Genomic DNA, 23,908 nt, shown 5'->3' on the forward strand with positions numbered 1-23,908 from the left:
GGTGCCGGGGGACAGCCCGCGCGCCGAACTTGCCCGCGCGCTGGCGGACCCGCTGCCCGCGCGGCTCGAGGATGGGGGCCTGGTCGCCACCGGCTACGACGGCGAGCTCGACGCGCTGCGGCGGCTGGCGGCCGGTGCGCGGGAGGCGATCGCGGCGCTGCAGATGGAACTCGCCCAGGGCTGGGGCGTAGCGAGCCTGAAGATCCGCCACCACCAGCAATTCGGCTTCCTCGCCGAAGTGCCGGCCGCGGCGGGGGAAAAGCTGTTGCGCGCCGCGCCCAAGAACGGGCCGATGGCGCCCGTGCATCGCCAGACCATGGCGAATGCGATGCGCTTCACCTGTGCGGCGCTGGCGGAACTGGACCGGCGCGTGGCCGAGGCGGGCGAACAGGCGGGCAAACGGGAACGCGCCGTCGCGCAGCACCTGAAGCGGCTGTGTCTTGCCTCCGCACCCGCCCTCGCCGCCGCGGCGGCCGCGATGGCGGAACTCGACGTGCACGCGGCCGCGGCCGAACTCGGCACCGATGGCAGATGGTGCCGGCCTGAGATCGCCGATCGCGCCGACTTCGCCATCGCCGCCGGGCGGCACCCGGTGGTGGAAGCGGCCCTCGCCCGCGCGCGGGGGCCGGCCTTCGTGCCGAACGACTGCGACCTTTCGCCCGGTGGGCGGCTCTGCCTGCTGACGGGGCCGAACATGGCCGGCAAGTCCACCTTCCTGCGGCAGAACGCGCTCGCCGTCGTGCTGGCGCAGGCGGGGATGTTCGTCCCCGCGGATGCGGCGCGGATCGGGCTGGTGGACCGGCTGTTTTCCCGCGTCGGCGCGGCGGACGACATTGCCGGCGGGCGGTCCACCTTCATGGTCGAGATGGCCGAGACGGCGGCGATCCTGAACCAGGCGACGGCGCGCAGCCTGGTGGTGCTGGACGAGGTCGGGCGCGGCACCGCGACCTGGGACGGGCTCGCCATCGCCTGGTCGGTGCTGGAGGCGCTGCACGACCGCATCCGATGCCGCACCATCTTCGCCACCCATTTCCATGAATTGACCGCGCTTGCCGGCAAGCTGCCGGACCTCGCCCCCGCCACCATGCAGGTGCGGGAATGGCGGGGAGAGGTGGTGTTCGAGCATCGCGTGGGCCCGGGTGCCGCGGAACGATCCTGGGGCGTGCATGTCGCGCGGCTGGCCGGTGTCCCGCGCCCGGTGCTGCTTCGGGCACAGGAGGTGCTGAAGGCCCTGGAAGCCCGCGCGCGCGGACTCGACCCGCTGTCGGAGGAATTGCCCCTGTTTGCCCGCCCCGCGCCTGCGGTGCTGCCCGCCGCGGCGGACCATCCCGCGCTGAGGGCGCTGGAAGAACTCGATGCGGACTCGCTCAGCCCGCGAGAGGCGCTCGATGCGCTCTACCGGCTGAAATCTCTGCTGGGGCCTGTCGCGGAGGCGGCGGACTAGGTAGTCTGCCGCACGATGACCTCCCTGGACGATCCCGGAACGACCGCCGGACCCGCCGAGGGCCCCGCACCGCGGCCGGCCCGGATGGTGGGCGAACCGCCCGTGGTCCTGGCCAATCTTCTCTCCGATCTCATGCCGCGCGGGCGCCCCCTGCCACGGGAGGAGGCGGTGACCCTGCTGCGCCGCCATCTCGGCCGCGTCCAGAACCGCGTGCAGCAGGCCTTCGAGGCGCATGAGCTTTCGGGCCTCGCCGCCGCGCGCTGGCTTGCCGCGCTGACCGACACCGTGATGGCCGGCATCCACGCCTATACGGAAGCGATGCTGCCGCCCGCGGCGGGAGAGAAGCCCTGGGCGCTGGTCGCGACCGGCGGCTACGGGCGCGGCGTGCTCGCGCCCTTTTCCGACATTGACCTGCTGTTCCTGACCGACGGCGCAATGGGCCCGCGCGGCAAGCAGTCGGTCGAGTTCATGCTTTACCTGCTGTGGGACCTCGGCCTGAAGGTCGGGCATGCGACGCGGTCCCGCGCCGACTGCATCGTGGACGCCAAGGGCGACGCGACGGTGCTGACCGCGCTGCTCGATGCGCGGCACATCGCGGGCGAGGCCGCGATCTTCACCCGCTTCGAGGCCGCCTTCCGCGCCGCCCGCGCCGAATGGGGGCTGAAGCCCTTCCTCGCGGCCAAGCGCGCCGAACGGACGCAGCGCCATTCGCGCTACGGCGAAAGCCCCTTCCTGGTCGAACCCCATGTGAAGGAAGGGCGCGGTGGCCTGCGCGACCTGCAGACGCTCTACTGGCTCGCCCGCTATGCCTTCAACGTGCAGCGCATGCCTGAGCTGGTCGGGCCATCGACGCCCGGCGGCGGGCTGCTGACGGCCGAGGAAGCGCGTGCCATCCGCCGCGCCTGGGATTTCTTCTGGACCGTCCGCTTCCACCTGCACCTGGTCGCCGGCCGGGCGGAGGAGCGCCTGACCTTCGACCTACAGCCCGTCGTGGGCGCCCGCATGGGCTACACGCGCCACGGGCTGCAGGACGGGGTGGAGCGCTTCATGAAGCACTTCTTCCTGACCGTGCGCGACGTGGCGCGCTTCACGCGCATCCTGGAACCGGCGATCGAGCGTGCGGCACTCGGCCCCCCCGCGGTCGTTCCTTCATCCGACAAGGCGCTGACGCAGGCGGGCTTCGCGCTGGCGGACGGCAAGATCATCGCCGCCCCCGGCCACGACTTCACCATCGACCCGGTGCTGATGCTGCGCATCTTCCGCATGGCGCGCGACCGGGGGCTCGAGATCCATCCGCTCGCCTTCCGCGCCATCGTCCGCCATGCGCGGCACGTCGCGCGGCTGCGCGGGGAACGCGAGGCGAGTGCCGAGTTCCTCGACATCCTGACCGGGCGCGACCCGGCCACCTGGCTGCGCATGCTGAACGAGGCGGGGCTGATCTCCCGCCTGCTGCCGGACTGGCAGCGCATCGTCGGGCTGATGCAGTTCGACACCTACCATGTGTTCACGGTGGACGAGCACACGATCGAGGCGGTCGGCGTGCTCGCGGCACTGGAACGCGGCGAACTCGGCGAAGTCGCGCCGGTCGCATCCGAACTGATCGGCCAGCTGCAATCCCGCCGCGCGCTCTATGTCGCAGTCCTGCTTCACGACATCGCGAAAGGCCGCGGCGGCGACCACAGCGAGATCGGCGCGCAGCTGGCCCAGACCATCTGCCCGATGCTCGGCCTGACGCCGGAGGAGACGGAGACGGTCTCCTGGCTTGTCCTGCACCACCTGCTAATCAGCCAGACCGCCTTCAAGCGCGATATCGAGGACCCGAAGACGATCCTCGACATCGCGGAAGTCGTGCAGTCCCCCGAGCGGCTGCGTCTGCTGCTGGTCCTCACGGTGGCCGACATGCGCGCGGTCGGGCCCAAGGTGTGGAACGGCTGGAAGGCGACCCTGCTGCGCGAGCTGTACTGGCGCGTTGCCGAAGTCCTGGCCGGCGGACTGTCCGTGCCCGAGCGCGACGTCCGCGTCGCCCGCGCCAAGGAAGCCGCCGCGCTGCTACTGGCCGACCGGCCGAAGCCGGATGTCGATGCCTTCCTCGACCTCGGCTACCCCGGCTACTGGCTGTCCTTCGACCCGGAGACGCATGCGCGCCACGCGGCGATGATCCAGGAAGCGCGCGAAGCCAAGGCACCGCTGACCGTGCGCACGCGCGTGCTCGACAGCCGCGCGGTGACGGAGGTGACGGTCTTCTGCACCGACCATCCTGGGCTGTTCAGCAAGATCGCCGGCGCGCTGGCCGTCGCGGGTGCGACCATCGTCGATGCGCGCATCCACACCATGACGGACGGCATGGCGCTCGACACCTTCTGGGTGCAGGACGCGCAGGGCGGGGCCTTCGATGCGCCGCACCGGCTCGCGCGGCTGGCCGTGCTGGTGGAACAGTCACTGTCCGGCCGGCTGCGGCTGCGCGACGAGATCCGCAAGCTGAAGCGCGAACCCGCCCGGCTGCGCGCCGTGACGGTGCCGCCGCGCGTGGTCATCGACAACCACGCATCCAACACGCACACCGTCATCGAGGTGAACGGCCGCGACCGGCCGGGTCTGCTGCACGACGTGACGGCGGCGATCAGCGACCAGGGGCTGCAGATCGCCTCCGCGCACATCACCACCTACGGCGTCCGCGCGGTGGACGTGTTCTACGTGAAGGACGTGTTCGGGCTGAAGGTGGAGAACGAACGCAAGCTGGCCGGGCTGCGCCGCGCGCTGGAGACGGCGCTGGACATGGCGGAACGGCCGGGCGGCGGCGGGGTGGCGACACGGGCGGCGGCGGAGCCGGCGTGAGAGGGCGGGGGGAGAAGGGAACTTCTCCCCCCGGACCCCCCTCAACCTTCTTTGTCTGCGGGGGACTGGCGTTCCGCCTCGCTCACCCTCTTCACGCCATTGCCCTTCAGCCCCTTCTCCACGCTTGCGGCGAGGAGCGCGTCTGAGACAGAGAACTCACCCCCCGTGAAGTGGGCATCCACCCAAAGCTGCCGTCCGGCGATCACCGCGGGCGAGACGCACAATTCGTCGAAGTATGGGCGGCACTTCCATCAGCGTCTCGACGGCGCTGGCCCCTCGGACCGATGTATTCCCCAGGCAGCAGCAAGTTGAAGCGCACCAGCGGGCTCATGATGAAGCACTGGCCCGGCGCGACGTCCGGCCCATCCAGGCGTCCGATGGGCTTGCCGTTGGGCTGGCGGATCTTGATCGGGAGGAACTGGTCCAAGCCGAGTTCGAAGACTTCCACCTCCTACCGGAGTTCTGCCGAGACCCCCTGGCGGGCCACGACTGGTAGGAAGCGGGGAGGCATTTCGCGCGTTCCGCATGCAACCCGTCGACGATCCTGTCGTTGTTCGCGGGCGGCATGTCATGAGGGAACGGGAAGGATGAAGCGGTCACGCGCACTTCTGGTCGGATTGTTCTTCGCCATGCCGATGGGGGCACCGCCCGTCCAGGCGCAGGCCTCCGCTGTCCTGCTGTATACCCAGGCGCTTTCGCCCGGCGCGACCGTCCTGATTCAGCAGAGGCTGCAGCAGGCTGGCGTCTACGGCGGCCATGCCGACGGCATCTGGGGACCGGACAGCCAGGCCGCGCTGGAACGCTTCCAGCAGACGCGCAACCTCCAGGTCACCGGCCAGTTGAACGAGGCCACGGTCGCGACGCTTGGCGTCGCACCCGGCGAGTTGCTCGCCGCGCGGCCCATGCCGCCCCCCGCCGCCGCGTCGTCCGCCGCGGTGACGCCGGATATCCTGAGCGCGGCCGCCGTTCGAAACGTGCAGCAGCGGCTGCGGTCGCTCGGCTTCTACCGGGGTGCGATCGATGGGCTCTGGGGCCCCGGGACGCAGGGCGCCCTTGAGCGCTTCCAGCAAGGGCGAGGCTTGCAGTCGACCGGCCAGGTCAATCCAGCAACCTTGCAGGCGCTGGGGCTGGATCCGAACAACCCCACCGCACCGCATCGGGTTCAATAGGGTAACGGGAGTTCCGCAGCTTCCGCGGACGGCGCGCGACCGTCCTGGCGGCTTCGAGGCTCTCGAAAGGCGATGGCAGGAGCCAATCCCTCCGACGATGGATCATCAGGGGACGGCGCCCGCTCCAGGCTCCGCCTGTTGCTCCTTGCCTTCGCCCTCGCGGCGGGCGCGTTCCTGGCCTGGCAGACGGCCGGTACACTGCTGATGATCTTCGGCGGCCTGCTACTTGCCGCCCTTCTCGACGCCGCGACGCGCGGGCTGCAGCATCTGCTTCCCCTCGGTCGCGGCGCCTGCTTTGCCATCGTCTGCACGCTGTCGGCAGGCGTGATCCTGATGGGCATCGCCTGGGGCGGCTATACGATCGTCCACGAGTGGGACGAGCTGCACCGCGTCCTTCGCAGCCAGGTCCAGAACATCGGGAACCGGCTCGCGGACATGGGCGTGCAGACGCCCGGTCCGCGCGGCGGACGAATCACGGACGAGCAGATCGCCGGGATCCTGCTGCCCGATCCCGCGAGCCTCTTCGGTCAGGCGCGCTCGGCGCTCGGTACCGCGGGCGATATCCTGCTCATGCTCTTCATTGGCTTCTTCGTCGGCCTCAATCCCGCCCTCTATCGCCGCGGGCTCGGGAGCATCATGCCCCGCGACCGCCGCGAACTGGTGCTGGATGTCGTCGACGACACGGCCGAGATGCTGCGGTGGTGGCTGGTCGGTCAGGTGGTCACGATCATCGTGGTCGCGCTTTCGATCGCGCTCGCGCTGATGGCGCTCGGAACGCCGGGAGCCCTGGTTCTCGGCCTTCTGGCGGGACTTCTCAACTTCATCCCCTATCTCGGGGCCTTCGTCGGCGCGGTCCCGATCGCGATTGCCGCCTCATCGCAGGGCACGACCATGGTCGTCTGGGTGATCGCGATCTATCTCCTGATCCAGATCATCGAGGGATATGTGCTCACGCCGCTCGTCCAGCGGCGAACGGTCCACATCCAGCCCGCCCACGCGCTCGGCATGCAGATGCTGATGGGAACGCTGTTCGGTGCGCTCGGTATCGCGCTTGCGGCTCCGCTCCAGGCGGTTCTCCGCGTCGCCATCCTGCGTTGGACGGAGGGCGACGGAGACCAAGTCTAGGGGGCTGCCGCGCCCCGAGGCTCATGCCCGGTCGACTCTATCGTCCCGTGGTTCGGCCGGCGAAGAAGCCGCTGATCAGCGAGATCGCAAGCAGCTGCATCGGCGACACGTCCCGCCCCACCTTGAGCGCCGCGATCAGCGCCATCTGATCCTGCGGCGTGCCCGCGCCAGCCAGGGACCGCAGCAGGGCCTCAAGGTTCTCGGGCGGTGCCGGCTCGGCGGGAGCCGCCTTCGACGAACTCGCATGCCAGCGCGCGAGCGCAATGCCCCCCGTGACCGCCGCGACGCCATAGGCCGCGGAGATCACGACCCCCGCGAAGACAGGTCCTTGCGTCGCGCTGAGATGCGCATAGGCGGCGAAGGTGCCGAAGCCCAGGCTCACAGCGCCGAGCAGCGTCACCACTTCCGCGCCGACCATGCCGATCAGGAAGTCGCGCGGCTGCCAGTCCGCCGCGGCGAGGAAGAGGCGATGCAGCCCGCGGAACATGGGCTGTCAGTGCCGCGAGCGGCTCATCAGGCCGAGCGCCATCCCGACGCCGAAGGAGATCAGCACGGCGGTCATCGGATTGCGCTCGATGCTGGCCTCGATCTCGCCGCCGGCCGCGTTGACGCGCGACTTCACGTCGGCCGCGGTGCTCGTGACCCTGGCCTTCGCGTCATCGACCATATCCGAGACGCGCTGCGCTGCGCCCTGTGCCTGGCCCTGCATCAGCGCCGTCATGGATTCCGCCAGGCGGGCGACATCCTGCCGAAGCGCGGCGAGGTCAGCCGCGACGTCTACGCCGGGGGTTTCGGCCATCTTGGTCATGGATATCTCCGATCGTCAGTGTTCCTGGCGGGGGTCACGCCATGCCGAAGCCGGCATGGCGTGAACGGTCACTCCGGCTGGATGCGCGTGATCTTCGAGCCGTTGATCGAGAGCGACGCCATCAGCCCCTGCTGGCTGAAGCTGATCGCATAGACGGGCTCGCTTAGGGTCGTCGAGGTGATGTTCGCCTGCATGCCCTGGTCGAGTGCCACGACCGTCGGCCCGGTGCCGATCTCCCAGCCGCTCGCGGCATCGAGCGCGGCACGCGCCGCATCCGTCATGAAGAACATGGCGAGGCCCGCGACCTGCGCGCCGATGGTGAAGCCGAAAGATGCGCCGGCGATATTGTAGTAGCCGAGCGTGCGGTCACCGGCGATGAGCGCGCCCTGCCCGTACTGGCCGCCGACGATGAAGCCGCCGCTGAGGATGCGCGGGAAAATCAGGATTGACTTCGCCCCGGCGAAGAGCGGGCGCGTGTTCTCCTGCGCGCGCAACGTGCGCAGCGCGCTCGCGACCTCGGCGTCGATCTCGGCCCGCGTCGCGGCCTGTGCCCTGCCCGACGCGGCGGTCAGGATGGCGGGCGCGAGCGCGAGCGCCGCGCCCAGGGGAAGCAGGTTTCGTCTGGTAGACTGCGTCATGTCGTCCTCCTCGCATGTGGCGCAGCGCGCCACGCAATGGGCAGGGCGAAGCCCTGCCATTCCGACCGGTAACGCGCGGCGGCCCGGGGAGTTTCGCGCATGCGCGATTCTTCGCGTCGTGGTCGTAAGGCGCGGGCCCCTGCAATCGCCAAGCGTCGGATCGAGCCTCGTGCCCGCCGTGAGATCGTCACGGCCCCGGTCTTGGAGTCGCAGTGGGCTCCGGGCGGGCGTCTTGCGATTCCGCAACAAGAGGCCGTGGTCCAATCGCAGCGCGTAAACCGCGCGGCTTGCCCCGGAGGCGGCGGTCTCGGTCAGCGGAAACCAAGAAATCCAAGAATGAAGAGCACGATGACCACGGCGCCGACGATATAGACAATGTTGTTCATGACCGATCCTTCCGTTCTGGCGTCAGGCATCCGTCGCTCCGACGTCTCCGCGTCAACAGGCCTCGTCGCCCGTTGCCGCGGAGGACACGCGGTCATCCATCGACGGTGTTACGCCGACTGCAACAACGCTCGAAGATCGTCGCGGTTGCGAAGTTGATGCACCGCAATCCGATGGCACGGTGCGCAGGCAGACCGGGTCTCCTAAGCCGTGCGCGCGGGCTCTACGCCAGCCCGGTTCGAGAGGCCCGCCCTGTCCGATCATTCCTGAAGAGCCATGGGCCTGCGATCGCAGGTACGAAGGGCGTCGGCGCATCGACGCGCCACCGTCGTGTGGCATGAAGCGGCAATCGTCACGACGTGCTGATGCGTCTTGGCATTGGCACGGCGTCATCGGCGACGATCCGACCATCCACCACCTCGATGACACGATCGCAGCGCTGCGCCAGGCGAGGGTCGTGCGTGACGATCAGGAAGGTGGTGCGGCTCGTGCGGTTCATTTCCCGCAGCAGATCGAAGACGCCATCGGCGGACTTCGTGTCGAGGTTGCCGGTCGGCTCGTCCGCAAGCACCAGCGCCGGCGACATGGCAAGCGCGCGCGCGATCGCGACCCGCTGCTGCTGGCCACCGGAGAGGTTCCCGACGCGGCTGTCCATCCAGGGGAGCAGGCCCACCCTGTCGAGCAACGCCTCCGCACCGCGACGCATCGCCGCGTCCGGGCGGTTGCGGTCGAGCAATAGCGGCATCATGACGTTCTCGGCCGCCGTGAAGGCGCCGATCAGGTGGTGATGCTGGAACACGAAGCCGATGCTTCGGCCCCGCAGCTGCGTCAGCGCCGCGTCGTCCATGTCACGCGTGTCCCGCCCTTCGATGAAGAGCGCGCCAGCCGTCGGGCGATCGAGCAGGCCGATCAGGTTGAGCATCGTGCTCTTGCCCGATCCTGAGGGTCCGATCAGGGCGCAGAACTCGCCGCGCCGCAGGACGAGGTCGATGCCGTGCAGCACCTCGACCTCCCGCGGCGTTCCTACGCCGAACGACTTCCGCACGCCATCGAGGCGCAGGACTTCGGGCTCGCTCGGCGCGAGGGCGTCAGCCACGGATCGCCTCGACGGGGTCGAGCCGTGCCGCGCGCAGGGCGGGCGCCATCGCCGCGAGCACCCCGGTCAATGCCGCCACGACCGCCGCGATGACGAAGAGCTGCGGCTGGATCATCAGGGGAAACAGCGGGCTTCCATCGGCTTGGCGGACCGAGGCATGCCAGGCCACCAGCGCGCCGACGCCCGCGGCAGACCCGATCAGCGATCCGAGCAGGCCGAGCACGCCGCCCTGGATCAGGAAGACCCGCAGGATCTGCCCGCGCCGCGCGCCCATCGCGCGCAGGATGCCGATCTCGCGCGAACGCTGAACGACCGAGACCACGAGCACGCTCGCGATGCCAAGCGCCACCGACAGGCCGACCGAGAGCCGGATCACGGTGTTGGACGTCTGCTGCGCGTTGACCGCGGTGAAGAACTGCAGGTTCGTCCTGATCCAGCTGTCGGCGCGGATGCCCGTCATGCCATGCGCCAGTCGCGCCAGGATCTCCGCCGCATAGGGATCGTGCAGCGTGACCTGCAGGCTCGTCACGCCGCCGGTGAGGCCGAGCAGGCTCTGCGCCGTGCGCAGGGCGACGAAGGTGCTGCGCTCGTTCACGCCGCGGTTGCCGAGGTCGAAGAGGCCCGTCACCGTCAGCGTCGCGTCGCGGCCCCTGGCCGTCGTCACCCGCAGCTTGTCGCCGACGCCCACGCCGAGTTCGACCGCGAGGTCGGTGCCGATGACGATGCCCTCGCTGGTCAACCTGGGCTGCCCTGCCACGATGCTGGCTGGCAGCTTGACGATGCGGAAGTAGCCTTCCGGCTCGACGCCGGTCAGCGTGATGGATCGGCTGGCTTCGCCGCGCACGGCCAGCGCGCCGCCGGCGGCGACCGGCGTCGCCACGGCAATCTCCGGCATGTCCCGCATCTGCCGCAACACGGTCTGCCACTGGTCGATGGAGCGGATGCGCTGCGACGGCCGCTGCACCACTGCATCCTGGATCACGCCTTCTGCGGCGCGGAGAGGCCGCGCGACCTCGTCCGGCGGCAGCAGGACGAGATGGGCCTGGGCGCTGAGGACGCGGTTGAGGAAGTTCGCCTGGATGCCGGTAAGGAGCGCCGACATGAACACGATCACGGCCACACCCATGGAGACGCCGGCGAGGATGAAGATCGTCTGCATCCAGCCATCGCGCAGGAACCGGATGGCGGCGATCCATTCGAAGGGCAGCCAGCCTCTCATCGCGCCGCCTCGGGCCGGACCCTGCCGCCATCGGCGACCGCCACGCTGGACGGCACGACCAGGTCGCCTTCGCGCAACCCGTCCAGGATCTCGACCCGCTGCGGGCCGCGCAGGCCGATCGTGACGGTGCGGCGTCGTGCGCGCCCCTCCTCGATGCGCAGCACCCAGGGTGTCGGCCCCGCTGCGTCGCGCACGGCCGAGACCGGCAGGACGAGCGCATCCGCCCGTTCCGCCACGGCGATATCCACCGACACCGTCATGTCCTGGCGCAGATAGTCCGGCGGCGCGGGCACGCGCAGCTTGACCTCGACCGCGGCGCGATCCGGATCGACGGACGGGTTGATGTAGGCGAGTTCTGCGGGGAACCGCCGATTGGGGTAGGCATCCGCCGAGGCGACCGCCCGCTGGCCAATGGCGATGAGGCCGAGGTTCTTCTCGTCGATCTGCACCACGATCTCGATCTGCCCGATCGGCGACAGCACCATGAGGACCTGGTTCGGCTGCACGACCCAGCCGCGCTCCACGTTGCGGGCGATGAGTGTGCCGGCTTCCAGCGCCCGGATCTGCGTGTAGTCGAGGCGAGAAAGCGCCACGAGGAGGCTCGCGCGCGCCTGGCGCAACGCGGCTTCGGCGGCGACGTGGTCGGTCCCTCCGGGGGCGTTGCCGGCGACCTGGGCTTGCGCGGCCCGCACCTGTGCCTGCGCGATGTTGAGGGCGCGCCGCGCATTGTCGAGCTGCGCCTGCGTCTCGAAGCCGCCTGAGCGCAGGCTCTCCGCCCGGGAGTATTGCTGCTGCGCGTTGAGCAGCGTCGACTGTGCCTGGCTCAGATTCTCCTGCGCGACGGGCAGCGTCACCTCGACGATCTGGCGCAGCCGGGCCGCCGCCTGGGCCGCCGCCGCTTCGGCCTGTTCGACGCTGGCGCGCAATTCGCTGTCCTCGAGCGTGACGAGAACCTGGCCAAGTGCGACCGCCTGGCCTTCCGTGACGGGAACGGAGGCGACGGTGCCAGTGATCTGGCTGCCGATGTTCACGCGGTGCGGCGTCGCGATCCGGCCGCTTGCAACAACGCTCTGCACCAACACGCCGCGGACCACGGGTTGCGTCGTGACGATCGGTCCCAACAGCCAGGGGATCGCGAGGTAGAGACCCACGCCCAGCAGCGCCAGGACGGCAAGGATGCGCCAACGCCGACGCCACAGCAGCACAGCGGCGACTCTCGCGAGGCGAAGGGGCGCCACCACGAACGCCGTCGGCCGGGCGTCCAAGGGGCCGACCGCCGTGGCGGGTGCCGTCACCGCAGTTCGCGGGAGCGGGACGCCATCATGCTCCGAGGCCGGAGGATGCGGCGCTGAGTCGGACGGCATCATGACTCCTCATCTTCCTGTTCGGGCGCATCGCCAGGACGATGCGGGCGCATGAACGCCGGCGCGTCCACGGCGCGACGCCCGATGGCCGACATCCGAATAAGCATCGCGGCAAGGCCGGACATTCGCACCGGCCTTGCGGTCGCCGCCAGGGAAAGAACTTTACGATGCAGGGAAACCTCCTGTGCCTGCCCGGCGTTGACAGCCGGATGCAGCAACAGATTGGACGGGGGAAAGAGGATGAAGGAGATGGCCAAGCCGACCGACGTGCCCGGCTCCACCTCCGAGGATCCTGCGCGCGAACCCCATGACCGCGTGGGCGTCCGCAGCGCGCTTCCGTTTCGGTTGGAGCGTCTCGGCGAATCCCAGCCGGCCCGTCGCGAGGCCCCGGCCGAACCGACCCGGCGGCCTGCGGACGCGGCCGCCGACCCCCGGCCCAGGCACGCCCTGAACGGCGTCGATACCCATGTCGGTGCGCGCATCCGTCTCCGTCGCCATCTCCTCGGCATGAGTCAGACGACGCTGGCGCAGGCAATCGGGGTCACGTTCCAGCAACTTCAGAAGTACGAGCGAGGCCTGAACCGGATTTCGGCGAGCCGGCTGCACGATATCGGACGCGCAATGGATACCTCGATCTCGTACTTCTTCGACGACATGCCGGCGAGCATCGGCGAGACGTCCGCGGTGCCGCTTGGCAACGGCCATGCCGGATTTCTGAACGACCCGGAACTCGACAAGTCGCACAGGCGCGAGACGCTGAATCTGGTTCGTGCGTACTACAACCTTGAGGATCCCAATGTGCGCCGGCGTGTCCTTGAGCTCGTGGGAAGCCTTGGATCGGGCCATTAGTCACATGGAAACGGCGGGCGATGCTGGCGCACCGCTTGCGATCGCAATTGCGGTCGGCCAGCCCTCCGTGCGGTCCGGACCGAGCCGCTGCGTCAGCCCAGGCCACGTTTTCGCGCGCCGATTGTGCCTCCGCCACGTCGGCGCACGCGGTTCCTCCCCAATGCGGCGCCGCGCATCGAAATCGCGCGCGGCGTGCGACGTGTCGCCTCGACGAACGTTCCAGGGGATCAGGCGGCTGGTCCGTTCGATATCGAAGCGCTGCCTTTGCACCAGAGAGGGGGATATCAAGACGTGCGGTTCCCATTCATCGCGACCGGCCTTCTGGCGCTTGGCGCCGTGGGTTGCCGCGGCCCGGGCGATGGCACGCGCGACAACCCGCCCGGCACGGCCGCCAGTCGCAGCATCGATCGTGCCGCAGGGATGTCGGGAAACCGCTGATGGCAGACCCACCCATCGGGCCTGCGGGCGCCATGACGGACGCGGCGCCGCTCAGGCTTCGGCGGAGGCCTCGACCGCACGCTCGATGGCGGTCGCGATGTCTGCTTCACCGAACGGCTTCTGCAGCACGACGCATCCCCGCCTGCCCGGCTGGACTGGTGCGCCGCTCATGAAGATGTGTGGGACATGGCGAGTCTGCAGCACCTTCTCGACCGCTGCGATCCCACTGCCATGCCTCAGGATCACGTCGACGATCATCAGGTCGGGGCTGCAGCGCATGGCGGCCGCCACGGCATCTTCCTCGGATGTCTCGACCGCGCAGACGTCGTGTCCCATCGACTTCAGCATCCGTGCCAGCAGCATGCCGATCACGGCGTTGTCCTCGACCACGAGGATGCGGAGCGCCGTCATCGCCTCGCGCCATCCTGGGCCGCCACGTAAATGAGATTCAGCGCCTGTCGGATGTTCAAGCAACCTCCGTTGCGCATCCGCCTGCGCGAATGCGTCCCTTGCACTGAAGAGGCCCGCGCCTCGGATGCAGTGTCCGTGCCGATCAATCAATTCGCACGCGTTCTCGACGAACTATATCAGTATACGGCGCTTCGCATATCTTCCCGATAGCCTTATTCGGCATGCGAAGGCGGAACAATCGCGGGAATGCTTCCGGCAAGGCACGTTCGCCGCGGGTTCGGGATCGGGCGTATGGTTGCGCGTGTCCTTTTCCGGCCAGTACCATGCGGACCCGTGCGGGCGAGGTCCAACGCGGCGCGCGCGGCAGTCCGTGACGCCCGGAGAGTTGCGAGGATGATCTGAAGAAGCACCCGACGGCGGAGGCCAGCACGCGCGGTACCCCGATGCCACGCACGCGTCGTCGCGTCGCCGCGGGCAAGCCCGCGCCCGGCCTGCGCGACGACATCCTCGTGGTGGGTATCGGTGCTTCCGCCGGCGGCCTTGATGCGTGCCGCCGCCTGATCGAGGCGGTCGTGGACGGCAGCGGCATGGCGCTGATCCTCGTCCAGCATCTCGATCCGGACCACGAAAGCATGCTTGTGGATCTGCTCGCGACGCACACCGGACTCACCGTGTGCCAGGTCGTGGACGGGATGCCGATCGAGCGTGGCCATCTCTATGTCATCCCGCCGGGCACCTATCTTTCCGTGGGCAAGGGTGCGCTGCACCTGACGGAACCGGCGGCACGGCACGGCGCGAGGCTGCCTTTCGACTTCCTGCTCCACTCGCTGGCCGAGGAGATGGGACCGAGGGCCGCCTGCGTCGTCCTTTCGGGGACAGGATCGGATGGCAGCCTGGGGCTGAAGGCCGTGAAGCAGAAGGGCGGCCTGGTGATCGCGCAGGACCCCGAGGAAGCCGCCTATGACGGGATGCCGCGCAGCGCGATCACGACCGGCGCCGTCGATAGCGTGCTTCCCGCCGCGGACATTCCGAACGCGCTCATGAAGTATATCCAGCGCAAGGGCCCTGCGTCCGGCGCCAATGTCGCGCCACCGCCTGCCGGGGACGTGCTTCTGGCCATCGTCGCCTTCCTCCATGAGACTACAAGCCACGACTTCCGGCTGTACAAGCCCGGCACGCTGCGCCGGCGGATCGAACGGCGCATGTCCGCCGCGGCCGTCGCGCCGACGGATATGCATCTCTATCTGGACAAGCTGCGGCACGACCCCGTCGAGGTCGAGGCGCTGGCCAAGGATCTCCTGATCCACGTGACAAGCTTCTTCCGGGACGCGGAGGTCTTCGATCTCCTCGCGGAGGTCGTCATCCCCGAACTGGTGGACTCAGCGGAGCCCGGCCGTCCGCTCCGCATCTGGGTTCCCGGCTGCAGCACCGGCGAGGAAGCGTATTCCCTCGCCATGCTGTTCCAGGAGCGGATTGCCGCGAAGGGGCGCGAGGTCAAGCTGCAGATCTTCGGATCGGATGTCGATCCGGACGCCGTCATCGCCGCGCGGGATGGGCTCTATCCGCCGTCGATCAAGACGGATGTGACGCCCGAGCGCCTCGCGCGATTCTTCACGAAGGAGAGTGCGGGCTACCGCGTCTCGTCCGAACTGCGCGCCAGCGTGGTCTTCACGGTGCAGGACGTGCTGAACGATGCGCCCTTCTCCCGGCTCGACATGGTGTCGTGCCGCAACCTGCTCATCTATCTGAGCCCTGAGGCGCAATCGAAGGTGATCGCGCTGTTCCACTTCGCGCTGCGTCCTGGCGGCATCCTGCTGCTCGGCGGCGCGGAGACGATCGGCAGCGCGCCCGGGCGCTTCGAGGTGATCTCGAAGCCTGGCCGGATCTACCGCCATGTCGGCCGCAGCCGGCCGGGCGAGCTTGGCCTCATCTTCGGCGCCGGCAGTGTCGATCGTCCCGGCCGGCAGGCGGGCAAGGCCGCGAGCGCCGCGCGCGGCACCGTCTATGGCGAATTGTGCCGGCGGCTGGTGATGGACGCCTACGCGCCCGCGGCGGTGCTGGTCGATCAGAAGCAGGAATGCCTCTATTCGCTCGGCCCGACGGACCGGTTCCTCCGCGTGCCGCCGGGCGCGCCGACGCAGGACCTGCTCGCGATGGCGCCGCGCAGCGTGCGGAACAAACTTCGCGCGGCGATCCAGCGCGCGCTGCAGGAGAATGGTCGGGTTTCGCAGCCCGGCGGCCTGATCCGGCTGGATGGCCGGACCCTGTCTTTCTCCATCGACGTCCAGCCGGTGCTGAGCGAGGGCGAAAGGCTGCTCCTCATCTGCTTCGTGGAGGAGAGGGCCCCCGCCCCGCCGGCGAGCCGAATCGCCGCGCCCCGCGATGTCCCCCGCATCGCCGAGCTCGAGCAGGAGCTGGATGCGACACGCACGGAACTCCAGGGCGCGATCCACAACCTCGAGATCGCCAATGAGGAGCAGAAGGCGATCAGCGAGGAGGCGCTCTCCGCGAGCGAGGAGTACCAGTCGACGAATGAGGAATTGCTGACGTCGAAGGAGGAACTCCAGTCGCTGAACGAGGAGCTGACGGCGCTCAACACCCAGTTGCAGGAGACGCTGGAGCGGCAGCGCACGACGTCCAACGACCTGCAGAACGTCCTCTACAGCACCGACGTCGCCACGCTCTTCCTCGATACGGAGCTGCGGATCCGGTTCTTCACGCCGGCGACGAAGGATCTCGTCAGCGTCATTCCCGGCGATATCGGCCGCCCGCTCTCGGACCTCAACCTGCTCGCCTCGGACAGCGACCTCCTGGCCGATGCGCGGAAGGTCCTGCGGACACGCAAGCCGATCGAACGGGAGATCATGACGCGCGGGACGACCTGGTATTCGCGCCGGATCCTGCCCTACCGCACCCAGGATGACGGGGTGGAAGGCGTCGTCATCACCTTCGTCGACATCACCGAGCGTCGCCTGGCTGCGCAGAGGCTCGAGGAAGCGAAGCGCCAGGCGGAATACGCCAACGGCGTGAAGTCGCGCTTCCTGGCGGCTGCAAGCCACGACCTGCGGCAGCCGCTGCAGACACTGACGCTGCTCCAGGGCCTGCTGACGAAGTCCGCGGAGGGCGACAAGACGCATGATCTCGTCATGCGCCTCGGTGAAACGCTCAGTGCCATGTCCGGGATGCTCAAAACGCTGCTCGACATCAACCAGATCGAGGCCGGCACCATCCGCCCCGAGATCGTCCGCTTTCCGGTCAACGACCTGCTGGACCGCCTCCGGGGTGAATTCGCCTACCATGCGGAGGCGCAGAGGCTCGGCTTCCGCGTCGTGCCCTGCGGCCTCGTCATCGAGAGCGACCCCCGGCTGCTCGAGCAGATCCTGCGCAACCTGCTGTCGAACGCGCTGAAATACACGCGGCGCGGCAAGGTCCTGCTCGGCTGCCGCAGGCAGGGGGGGCAGCTGCGCATCGAGGTCTGGGACACCGGCATCGGTATTCCGGACAGCGAGCGCCAGGCCGTCTTCGAGGAATATCATCAGCTCGGCAATCCGGCGCGCGAGCGCGGCCGGGGCCTCGGGCTCGGCCTGTCGATCGCGCGCCGCATGGCGGAGCTCCTGGGCCATCGAATCACCGTCCGGTCTTGGCCGGGCAGGGGCTCGGTCTTCGCCGTCGACCTGCCCCTGCCGTCCGGCAAGCCCGTCGCACCCCCCGATCGCGCACCCGACGCGATGCCGGCCAGGCCGGTTGAACCCGCCGGCCGCAGCGGCGCCATCCTGGTCGTGGAGGATGATCCGGACCTGCGAGACGCGCTCAGGATCTTCCTGGAGGATGAGGGCCATCGCGCCATGACGGCGGCGGATGGCGTCATCGCACTCGACATGGTGGCGCAGGGCTTGATCCGGCCGGACCTTGTCCTCGCCGACTACAACCTGCCGCGCGGAATGACCGGGGTGGAGGTCGCCAGGACGCTGCGCGAGCGGCTGCGCAGCGAGGTGCCGGCCATCATCCTGACCGGCGACATCTCGACCGCGACGCTGCGCGACATCGAGCTGCCGCGGTCGGTGCAGCTGCACAAGCCGGTGCGCCTCGAGGGTCTCGCGCGCAGCATCCTGGATCTCCTGGCGGCGCAGGACGAGAGCCCATCCCACGGCAGATGAGGCGCCGCTAAGGTCAGCGCCCGTAGCCTTCGCGCAGCAGGTCGACGACGGGCAGCGGCCGGGCGCGCGGCGCCATCGCCGCCTGGCGCCGCGCATAGACCTCCTGCAGCAGCACTTCGCCATCGGCGGCACGCGTCAGCGTCAGGCGCCGGTTGAAGGTCTCCGCCGATCCCGGATGGCGCCCGACCAGGACGATGCCGGAACCCGGCAGCCGTTCCACCAGCAGTCCGAGCATGAGGTCGGCAGTGAGCGGGTCGAGCGCATCCGTCGCGTCGCCGAGCACGATCCAGTCGGGACGCAGCAGGAGCAGCCGCGCGAAGGACAAGCATTGCAGCTCCGCCGCGCTCAGGTTGCGGGCCCAGTCGGACGCCTCGTCCAGGCGGTCGGACAGGTGCCCCAGGCCGACGCTGTCGAGCGCCGCCGCGAGGTCCGCATCCGTGGTCCGTGTCGTGCCTTCCGAGAAGGCGATGGCCCGGCGCAGCGTGCCCTCCGGCAGGAAGGGCCGCGGGCCGACGGCGATCATGTCCGCATCGGCCGGCAGGTCCACCCGGCCTCGCCCCCAGGGCCAGATTCCGGCGAGCACGCGGAACAGCGCGCCCGCCGCCTCCGGATCGCCATCCACCAGCACGTGCTCGCCCGGCGCCACTTCGAGCGTGAGCCCTGACAGCATGGCCGTCCCGTCGGGTGCAGCGACCCAGAGATCCCGGACGCCGAGCCGGGAGGTCGAGGCGCGGTCGAGGTTGATCGCCGTCTCCCCGGCACGTGCCGCCTCCAGAGCGACGACGCGGATCGCCTCGTCGAGCAGCAGGACCCGCTCCACCGAGGCGCGCCATTCCGCGATGCGTGCCAGGTTGTCGACCGGCCAGGAGAGCGCCGCCGTGACCTGCTGGAAGGCCTGCCCCGACTGCATCAGCCTGCCTAGGGACAGCGCGCCTTCGAGGAACCGCGGCGTGCCCACCAGGATGGGCAGCACGGCGGCCAGGGCCACGTAGCCGGAGGAGAAGGCGAGGAGGCGCGCGAGCCCCATGGACTGGTCGCGCCAGGATTGCGCGATTGCCTCGAAGGTGGAGGACAGGCGACCCCGCTCCATCGCCTCGCCGCGCGCGATCGCGATCGGCTCCGCGTTCTCATGCGCGCGCATCAGGCCGAAGCGAAAATTTGCTTCCTTGGTCTGCCGCGTGTCGGTGGCGCGGACGAGCGGCCGCCCCAGGAAATAGGCTATGACCGCGCCCATGCCGGCGTAGCCGAAGGCCAGCGCGACGAGATGCCCGGGCATGCCGACGCCCAGCACGCTGATCCAGCCGGACAGCGACCAGAGGATGCCGACGAAGGTAATGAGCAGGAGGACGCAGTAGAACAGGCTGCTGGCGAGATCGATCGCGGCCTCCGTCGCGATGCGGATATCCTCGGCGATGCGCCCGTCGGGATTGGCGTGATCGCCCGGGATCAGGTTGGCCTGGTAGTGCCTTGCATCCGCCATCCAGTCGCCGATGACCCGCGCCGTCAGCCATCGCCGCCAGTCGAGCTGCAGGTGACGGTGAATGACCATGTGCGCCGTATTGGCCGACATGACCCCAAGGATGATCATCGCGAAGATGCCGATCTGCGCCATGGCGCTCTCGGTCGAGCGCCGTTCCAGCGCGTCGAACAGGTCGGCGCTCCAGATATTGAGGCGGATCGCCAGCGCCACCTGCACGATGCCGAGCACCGCGAGCGAGAGCGTGAGCAGGCGCGGCCGCCACTGCGCCCTGCCCGTCCAGTAGGGGCCCGACAGGTTCACGAAGTCGCGGAAGAACTGCTGCGGATGGCTAGGTCCGCCAATGCCGCTCATTGTCGTCCCCCTTTCCGCATCACGCCGACCGCGGGAGACGCCCTTTCAACGCCTTCAACGCCTTCGACGCGAACCGCGCATCGGCGCGCCGCGGCCGGCCCGTCACAGGATCGTGCCGAACATCATGCCGATGCCCGCGGTGACCGCCATGGCCAACGCCCCCCAGAAGGTGACGCGCAGTGTCGCGCGCAGCACGCCCGCGCCACCGGCCCAGGCGGCGACGGCGCCGAGCAGCGCGAGGAAGACCAACGACGCCGCGGAGACGATGGCAACCAGCGCACCGGGCGGCGACATCACCACCATCAACAGGGGCATGGCCGCGCCGACCGCGAAGGTCGCGGCCGACGTCATCGCCGCCTGGACCGGCCGTGCCGTCATCATCTCGGAGATGCCGAGTTCGTCGCGCGCATGCGCGCCGAGCGCATCATGCGCCATCAATTGCCGGGCGACCTCCCGCGCCACGGACGGCTCGACGCCGCGCCCCGCGTAGATCGCGGAGAGTTCGTCGAGTTCCGCATCCGTGCCCGCCCCGAGTTCCCGACGCTCGCGCGCGAGATCGGCCTGCTCGGTGTCGGACTGCGAACTGACCGAGACGTATTCCCCGGCTGCCATGGACATGGCGCCGGCGACCAGGCCCGCGACACCGGCGATCAGCACGTCGCTCCGCGCTGCGGCGGCCGCCGCCACGCCGACGATCAGGCTGGCCGTGGAGACGATGCCGTCATTGGCGCCGAGAACGGCCGCCCGCAGCCAGCCGATCCGGTCCACGAGGTGCCGTTCCGGATGCACGCGAAGTCGGCTCATGCGCTGGACCTTCCTCGACGTTCCTGCGGCGGCCTGTGGGCGCCGCGGAGCGCCGCTATCTCTCCTGGATCGAGACGCCGCGGCCGCCGATGGTGATGTCGACGCCCGAGCGGTGCCGCTCCTGGTAGAACCAGTAGCCGAGGACTCCCGCGCCGATCCCGAGCACACCGATCGCGATGATGAGCATGTTGCGATTCATCGTCTCTTGCCGCCTTCAGCTTTGGGGCGCGGACGCGTGCTGTGTCCGTGCAGCCCGTTGTTCGTCCGGTGGATGGTCCGCGCGCGGCGCCCGCCTTCGCGTCGTCAGAGCCGCCCCATCAGCACCAGGATCAGGACGACGACCAGGACCGTTCCCAGCACGCCGACGCCGCCATGGCCGAAGCCGTAGCCGTAGCCGCCGACGACGCCGGTGAAGCCGCCGAGCAGCGCGATGACGAGGATGATGAGCAGGATCATTCCAAGCGACATGAGGTCTTCTCCTTGATGCACGTTCGTGCCGGCGTTCGCTTTTCGGCCGGGCCAGCCTGCCAGCCTGCGCTGCGGCCGCCCCGGCAGCTGATTCGTCGCCGCGCCGCGGTCGCGGCGCGGGGGCGTTCGTCAGTAGTAGGACTGCCGCGACCGCTGCGACTGGTCGTAGAGGTAGCCGCCGACGCCGCCGACGCCGGCGCCGAGCAGCGCGCCCATCCCGGCATTGCCGCTGAAGGATCCGGCGATGCCGCCGAGGGCGGCGCCACCCAGGGCGCCGATGCCGACATTCCGCTGCGTTGGCGTCATCTCGGCGCAGGCGGACAAGCCAAGGCCGGCCAGGAGCATGAGAGCAAGTCGCGTCGAGCGCATGGTCGTCTCCCGTATCTCAGCGCGTGCTGCGCGGGTTGCGGGCGGGCGCGCCCGCCGGGCAGGGGAAGTTCGCCTGCGCCCAGCGCAGGAGACCATCGAGCGCCGGCTCGTTGCCGTAGCGCGGGTTCTCCCGGGTCCAGGCGGCGAAGGCGACGCCGGACTGCGCGACCGTCGGGCCCGGCACCGGCACGCAGAAGAGCGGCCTGGCCGGTCCGCCCCGCGGATAGAGCAGCGTGTGGTACTGCCCGAAGCTGGTGAGGAAGCCCTGACAGTAGGCGATGGCCTCGAGCCGTGGCACGCCGCTCCAGGTGGGATCGCAGATGGCCGCAAGGTCATTAGCCGTCTGCGCCTGGGTGACGATGGCCGGAGTCCCCGGCGCCGGCGTGCCCTGGGCCATGGCGCGTGGCGCCAGGGCGGCTGTGCCTGACAGCGCGACAGCCAGTGCAAGTGCAGTCACTGCTCGCATGATGATCTCCTCCAGTTGTGCGGGGATCGCAAGCCTGGCTCAGCCCCGTCCCGCGTTGCGGCCTTGGTGGCGTGCCATCGACGGATGGCGTCTGCTGCGGCCAGCCATCCACACGCGCTGGCGCCGTCCCGGTCAGAAATTCCGACGATTGTCGTGGCCGGGCCGGTTGTACCGATTGCGGTAGTTGCCCTGGTCCGGGTACCGGTAGCCGCGCTGCCACGACGATTGCGACTGGTTGTAGAGGTAGGGCGTGGAGCCCTGGGGATAGGCGTAGGGCGCGGTGAAGCGCGCATCGCCGCTGTAGGCGCCGTAGGGCTGCTGCTGGTAGTATCCGTCGCGCACCCCGACGCAGGCCGAGAGCCCGACGCCGGCCAGGACCAGGATCGCGAGGCGCGTCGCGCGCTTGACGATCATCCTTGGTGATAGGACGGGCCTTGCCCCTCGCCGCTCGCGATCGCCCGCGCTGGGCGACACCCGACACCACGCCACGGCTCCGACCTGCATCGGTGAATTCCTTCTGCCTGGCGTCGGAGGCGCCATCCGAAGTCGGTGCCGCGCGATGCCTGCCGCGTTGAAACGCCGGCAATCCCGCCTGGTTTCAGGTTGTCGTCGAATTTCTTCGTTCCGCCCGGACACATGCTCGTGGCGGGCGACGCGCCATGGCGACGGGCGGCGCGGGATCGTCTCCGCGCCGCCCGCCCTTCACCTGGCGACCAGGTTCACCGCGCCTGGAGCTCGGAGTACTGGAAGGCGGGACGGGTCTGCAGGATGTCCTTCGTCGCGCCGGGCAGCACAAGGTGTTCGTTGCCGGCGTTCCAGCGGAGATCCGCCAGGGGCACGGTGATCAGCCGCCCACCCATGCCGAGGAACCCGCCGACCTGCACGACGGCCAGCGGATAGCCGGTGGCAGGCATGGCCGGTGCCGCTGCGCTCGGGGCCGTCGCGGGTGCGGGTGCGGGTGCGGGTGTCGGCGGGGTCGCGGGCGTCGCAGCCGTCGGTGCCGCGGCACCCTGGGATGCGCTCGGCGCCGGCATCGGCGCCGGCGTTACCGCCACCCGCGTCGTCGGGGCGCTGGCGGAGGGGAACAGCAGAATGTCTTCCACCTCGCCGATCTTCTCCTCGCGCTCATTGTAGATCGTGCTGCCGATCAGCTGGCTCAGCCGAGGGCGCAGCATGACCGTGGTGCCGGCCGTCGCGGTGAAGAGCGGAACGAGCGCCGGACGCGTCGCAGCGGGACTGCTGGCGGCGGGCGGGCTCGTCGGCGTCGGGCTCGTCTGCGCGAGCGCGAGCATCGGCACGACGATCAGGCCGGCCGCGAGCGTCATCGGGATCATGGGAAGTCGGAAATCATGAAGCGAGTTCATGGTCGATTCCTTCTTGTGCGTTGCGGGGGGAAGCGCACTGGAGAACCTGCAGTGCCGTTCGCGACAACGCCGCGCAGGTCGGGGAGTTGCGCCGGCCCCGCCGCGAGGGCGTTGGCGGGGCCGGCGCGGCCGGTCAGCGCGATGGCGGGATCAACTCATCCAACCGCGACCGGCAACCAGCGAAATGATGAAGAGGACGAGGAACACCGCGAACAGGATCTTCGCGACGCCGCTCGCGGTCGATGCGATGCCGCCGAAGCCGAGTACGCCCGCGACGAGTGCGACGACCAGGAAGATCAAGGTCCAGTAGAGCATGGTGCCCTCCTCGCGCTGCGCCACGTGACGGGAACGCCCGGCGGTGGATGGCTGCCAGGATCGCGAGGCGCCGCCGGGGCGTGGCCCGGCGGCGTCTTCAGGTCAGGAAGAAAGGCCCTTCTCCCAGGCCTTCACCTGATCCTCCGCAAGCTCCTTGGCGACGCCGTAGCGCTCCTGGATGCGGCCGATGAGCTGGTCACGCTTGCCTTCGACGACAGCAAGGTCGTCATCGGTCAGCTTGCCCCACTTCTCGCGGACCTTTCCGTTCATCTGCTTCCAGTTGCCGGCGATCTGGTCCCAGTTCATCGCTATCTCCTTGTGCCGATTGCGCGCCCATGGGGCGGCAGTGGAGAA

The 23,908-nt window shown here is 69.4% G+C and carries 24 protein-coding genes; 6 read left to right on the top strand and 18 right to left on the bottom strand.

Annotated elements, in window-relative coordinates; genetic code table 11:
- The 4 genes from mutS to HW577_RS03800 form a co-directional block, all read left to right on the top strand.
- Positions 1 to 1,444 (top strand): DNA mismatch repair protein MutS (gene mutS / locus HW577_RS03785; protein WP_198374734.1); only part of this gene is annotated, 1,444 nt, incomplete at its 5' end.
- An 84-nt stretch (positions 1,445 to 1,528) separates the two neighbouring features.
- Positions 1,529 to 4,279 (top strand): [protein-PII] uridylyltransferase, encoded by a 2,751-nt coding sequence (locus HW577_RS03790; protein WP_198374765.1) that lies wholly within the window; start codon positions 1,529 to 1,531, stop codon positions 4,277 to 4,279.
- 587 nt (positions 4,280 to 4,866) lie between these two features.
- Complete coding sequence (locus tag HW577_RS03795; RefSeq protein ID WP_198374735.1) at positions 4,867 to 5,448, top strand: peptidoglycan-binding domain-containing protein; 582 nt, start codon at positions 4,867 to 4,869, stop codon at positions 5,446 to 5,448.
- 138 nt (positions 5,449 to 5,586) lie between these two features.
- The gene (locus HW577_RS03800; protein WP_198374736.1) at positions 5,587 to 6,573 is read left to right on the top strand and encodes an AI-2E family transporter; all 987 of its coding nucleotides are present in this window, start codon (positions 5,587 to 5,589) and stop codon (positions 6,571 to 6,573) included.
- Between the two features lie 37 nt (positions 6,574 to 6,610).
- On the opposite strand, the gene HW577_RS03805 is transcribed toward HW577_RS03800, so the two are convergent.
- The 7 genes from HW577_RS03805 to HW577_RS03835 all read right to left on the bottom strand — a co-directional run bounded on the left by HW577_RS03805 (position 6,611) and on the right by HW577_RS03835 (position 12,339).
- Positions 6,611 to 7,060, bottom strand: a complete 450-nt coding sequence (locus HW577_RS03805; protein ID WP_198374737.1) for a hypothetical protein — start codon at positions 7,058 to 7,060, stop codon at positions 6,611 to 6,613.
- 6 nt (positions 7,061 to 7,066) lie between these two features.
- Positions 7,067 to 7,381 (bottom strand): ElaB/YgaM/YqjD family protein, encoded by a 315-nt coding sequence (locus HW577_RS03810; protein WP_198374738.1) that lies wholly within the window; start codon positions 7,379 to 7,381, stop codon positions 7,067 to 7,069.
- Positions 7,382 to 7,449: 68 nt separating this feature from the next.
- Positions 7,450 to 8,019, bottom strand: a complete 570-nt coding sequence (locus tag HW577_RS03815; protein WP_198374739.1) for a lipid-binding SYLF domain-containing protein — start codon at positions 8,017 to 8,019, stop codon at positions 7,450 to 7,452.
- A gap of 736 nt (positions 8,020 to 8,755) precedes the next feature.
- Positions 8,756 to 9,499, bottom strand: a complete 744-nt coding sequence (locus tag HW577_RS03820) for an ABC transporter ATP-binding protein (RefSeq protein ID WP_198374740.1) — start codon at positions 9,497 to 9,499, stop codon at positions 8,756 to 8,758.
- Positions 9,492 to 10,718 (bottom strand): ABC transporter permease, encoded by a 1,227-nt coding sequence (locus tag HW577_RS03825; RefSeq protein ID WP_198374741.1) that lies wholly within the window; start codon positions 10,716 to 10,718, stop codon positions 9,492 to 9,494. Before HW577_RS03825 ends, HW577_RS03820 begins: the two co-directional genes overlap by 8 nt.
- Positions 10,715 to 11,983: an efflux RND transporter periplasmic adaptor subunit gene (locus tag HW577_RS03830; protein WP_198374742.1), complete on the bottom strand. Its 1,269-nt coding sequence runs from the start codon at positions 11,981 to 11,983 to the stop codon at positions 10,715 to 10,717. The genes HW577_RS03825 and HW577_RS03830 overlap by 4 nt, the downstream gene beginning before the upstream one ends.
- Positions 11,984 to 12,081: 98 nt before the next feature.
- Positions 12,082 to 12,339, bottom strand: a complete 258-nt coding sequence (locus HW577_RS03835) for a hypothetical protein (protein WP_198374743.1) — start codon at positions 12,337 to 12,339, stop codon at positions 12,082 to 12,084.
- Here HW577_RS03835 and HW577_RS03840 point away from each other — a divergent pair.
- The gene (locus HW577_RS03840) at positions 12,332 to 12,931 is read left to right on the top strand and encodes a helix-turn-helix domain-containing protein (RefSeq protein WP_198374744.1); all 600 of its coding nucleotides are present in this window, start codon (positions 12,332 to 12,334) and stop codon (positions 12,929 to 12,931) included. The genes HW577_RS03835 and HW577_RS03840 overlap by 8 nt on opposite strands.
- Before the next feature lie 489 nt (positions 12,932 to 13,420).
- Here HW577_RS03840 and HW577_RS03845 read toward each other — a convergent pair whose 3' ends face one another.
- Entirely contained in the window at positions 13,421 to 13,780 is a 360-nt protein-coding gene (locus HW577_RS03845; RefSeq protein ID WP_198374745.1) for a response regulator, read from the bottom strand.
- Between the two features lie 443 nt (positions 13,781 to 14,223).
- Here HW577_RS03845 and HW577_RS03850 point away from each other — a divergent pair, with 443 nt between their 5' ends.
- Positions 14,224 to 17,937: a chemotaxis protein CheB gene (locus HW577_RS03850; protein ID WP_198374746.1), complete on the top strand. Its 3,714-nt coding sequence runs from the start codon at positions 14,224 to 14,226 to the stop codon at positions 17,935 to 17,937.
- Positions 17,938 to 17,950: 13 nt separating this feature from the next.
- Here the strand turns inward: HW577_RS03850 and HW577_RS03855 are convergent, their stop codons facing one another.
- The 10 genes from HW577_RS03855 to HW577_RS03900 all read right to left on the bottom strand — a co-directional run bounded on the left by HW577_RS03855 (position 17,951) and on the right by HW577_RS03900 (position 23,860).
- Complete coding sequence (locus HW577_RS03855; RefSeq protein WP_198374747.1) at positions 17,951 to 19,768, bottom strand: ABC transporter ATP-binding protein/permease; 1,818 nt, start codon at positions 19,766 to 19,768, stop codon at positions 17,951 to 17,953.
- A 102-nt stretch (positions 19,769 to 19,870) separates the two neighbouring features.
- Positions 19,871 to 20,572 carry a VIT1/CCC1 transporter family protein gene (locus HW577_RS03860; RefSeq protein WP_198374748.1) on the bottom strand — a complete coding sequence of 234 codons (702 nt, stop codon included), beginning with the start codon at positions 20,570 to 20,572 and terminating at the stop codon, positions 19,871 to 19,873.
- A gap of 55 nt (positions 20,573 to 20,627) precedes the next feature.
- Positions 20,628 to 20,771: a hypothetical protein gene (locus HW577_RS03865; protein ID WP_198374749.1), complete on the bottom strand. Its 144-nt coding sequence runs from the start codon at positions 20,769 to 20,771 to the stop codon at positions 20,628 to 20,630.
- Between the two features lie 104 nt (positions 20,772 to 20,875).
- The gene (locus HW577_RS03870) at positions 20,876 to 21,040 is read right to left on the bottom strand and encodes a DUF3309 family protein (RefSeq protein WP_198374750.1); all 165 of its coding nucleotides are present in this window, start codon (positions 21,038 to 21,040) and stop codon (positions 20,876 to 20,878) included.
- 129 nt (positions 21,041 to 21,169) lie between these two features.
- A complete protein-coding gene (locus HW577_RS03875; RefSeq protein WP_198374751.1) occupies positions 21,170 to 21,409 on the bottom strand; it encodes a glycine zipper domain-containing protein in 240 nt (79 codons plus the stop codon).
- Between the two features lie 16 nt (positions 21,410 to 21,425).
- The gene (locus HW577_RS03880; RefSeq protein WP_198374752.1) at positions 21,426 to 21,875 is read right to left on the bottom strand and encodes a Rap1a/Tai family immunity protein; all 450 of its coding nucleotides are present in this window, start codon (positions 21,873 to 21,875) and stop codon (positions 21,426 to 21,428) included.
- A gap of 132 nt (positions 21,876 to 22,007) precedes the next feature.
- Positions 22,008 to 22,289 (bottom strand): hypothetical protein, encoded by a 282-nt coding sequence (locus HW577_RS03885; protein ID WP_198374753.1) that lies wholly within the window; start codon positions 22,287 to 22,289, stop codon positions 22,008 to 22,010.
- A 305-nt stretch (positions 22,290 to 22,594) separates the two neighbouring features.
- Positions 22,595 to 23,239, bottom strand: coding sequence for a PRC-barrel domain-containing protein (locus HW577_RS03890; RefSeq protein ID WP_198374754.1), 645 nt, complete (start codon positions 23,237 to 23,239; stop codon positions 22,595 to 22,597).
- Positions 23,240 to 23,389: 150 nt separating this feature from the next.
- Positions 23,390 to 23,554: a DUF1328 domain-containing protein gene (locus HW577_RS03895; protein ID WP_198374755.1), complete on the bottom strand. Its 165-nt coding sequence runs from the start codon at positions 23,552 to 23,554 to the stop codon at positions 23,390 to 23,392.
- Between the two features lie 102 nt (positions 23,555 to 23,656).
- On the bottom strand, positions 23,657 to 23,860 hold the full coding sequence (locus tag HW577_RS03900; RefSeq protein WP_198374756.1) for a CsbD family protein: 204 nt from the start codon (positions 23,858 to 23,860) through the stop codon (positions 23,657 to 23,659).
- Positions 23,861 to 23,908: the final 48 nt, after the last annotated feature.

Source organism: Neoroseomonas rubea, from assembly GCF_016106015.1.
Classification (GTDB): Bacteria; Pseudomonadota; Alphaproteobacteria; order Acetobacterales; family Acetobacteraceae; genus Neoroseomonas; species Neoroseomonas rubea.